This window comes from Polaromonas sp. P3_C2, from assembly GCF_056402675.1.
The window spans coordinates 1-1,442 of the sequence record NZ_JBFUGX010000882.1 but is presented as its reverse complement, the minus strand read 5'-3'; the positions used below and the strand labels follow the sequence as shown (position 1 = coordinate 1,442).

The following is a 1,442-nucleotide window of genomic DNA, read 5'->3' as shown; positions in this document are numbered from 1 at the left end:
GATGGGTCTGGGGGGCCGCGAGTTCCGGATGTTCAAATATCGCAGCATGCAGCTGGATGCGGCTTCCGTGGGGTCGTATTTCACACAGGCCAATGACCCCCGGATCACGCGTGTCGGGCGCTTCATACGTCGCACCAGCATTGATGAGCTGCCGCAGATATTCAACGTCCTCAAAGGTGACATGAGCCTGGTGGGGCCGCGGCCGGATGTACCTGCTCAACAATTGCTGTACGCACCTGCGGATTGGGAAAAGCGCTGCAGCGTGCCGCCCGGCATCACCGGCCTGGCGCAGGTGATGCTGCGCTCGGAAGCCACGGCAGGTCAGCGGCTGGCGCTGGACCTGCAATATGCGAATACCGCGTCATGGTGGTTCGACCTGAAGATCATCTGGTGGACGCTGGCACGTCTGAGTGGAAGAGGAAGCAACTGAATGTGCGGCATTTTTGGATATTGGGACCGGGAATGTACGCCGGTGAGTGACGCGGCCCTCGACGTGATGGCGCAGAAGCTGCTGCACCGCGGCCCGGACGACGGTGGTATCTGGCACCGGCCCCAGCGCGGTGTGGCCATCGGCAACCGGCGCCTGTCGATCATCGACCTGGGTGGCGGCCACCAGCCTTTTGTCAGTGACGACGGTCAGGTCGCAGTGGTGCAGAACGGTGAAATCTTCAACTACATCGAGCTGGCTGCTGAACTGCGCGCGCAGGGTGTGCGGCTGGACACGCAGAGCGACACCGAGGTGATCCTGCGCCTGTATGAGCGCGAAGGCATCAGCTGCATCAGCAAGCTCAATGGCATGTTCGCGATCGCGATTGACGACGCGCGCCAGGATGCGCTTTACCTGGTTCGTGACCGCATTGGCGTCAAGCCGCTCTATATCTCCGACGATGGCCAGCGCATGCTGTTCGGTTCGGAAATCAAGGCAATATTGCCGCTAGCCCAATCACAACGTGCGCAACCAGCTATTGATTTGGTAGCAATCCATCATTACCTGAGCTTCAACTACATCCCCGTACCGTGGACGATTTACGAAGGCATCAAACACGTGATGCCCGGCACCTGGATGAAATTCACCCGGACGGGTGTTGAAACCCAACGCTGGTGGAGCCTGGCCGACCAGCGCGAACAAGACTACGGCTTTGAGGACTGGTCCGAAGAGTTCATGGCGATTCTCGACGACGCCACGCGCATTCGCCTGCGGGCCGATGTGCCCTGGGGCGCTTTCCTGTCGGGCGGGGTGGACTCGAGCAGTATCGTTGGCCTGATGGCCAGGCATGTCAACCGGCCTGTCAAGACTTTCTGCATCGGTTTTGAAGACCCTCGTTACGACGAGTCGGCTTTTGCACTGCAGGCCGCCCGGCGTTTTGGCTGTGACCACACACAGGAGACGGCCGAGCTGAACATGCTGTCACGCTGGCCGCAGGTGTTGCATCACCTTGACC

At 60.3% G+C, this 1,442-nt stretch carries 2 protein-coding genes; both read left to right on the top strand.

Annotated features, from left to right (window positions below; all coding sequences use genetic code 11):
• Positions 1-430: sugar transferase (locus AC1DWI_RS23020; protein ID WP_477725897.1), on the top strand; the 430-nt coding region annotated here is incomplete at its 5' end.
• 42 nt (positions 431-472) lie between these two features.
• Positions 473-1,442 (top strand): asparagine synthase (glutamine-hydrolyzing) (gene asnB / locus AC1DWI_RS23015; protein ID WP_477725896.1); only part of this gene is annotated, 970 nt, incomplete at its 3' end.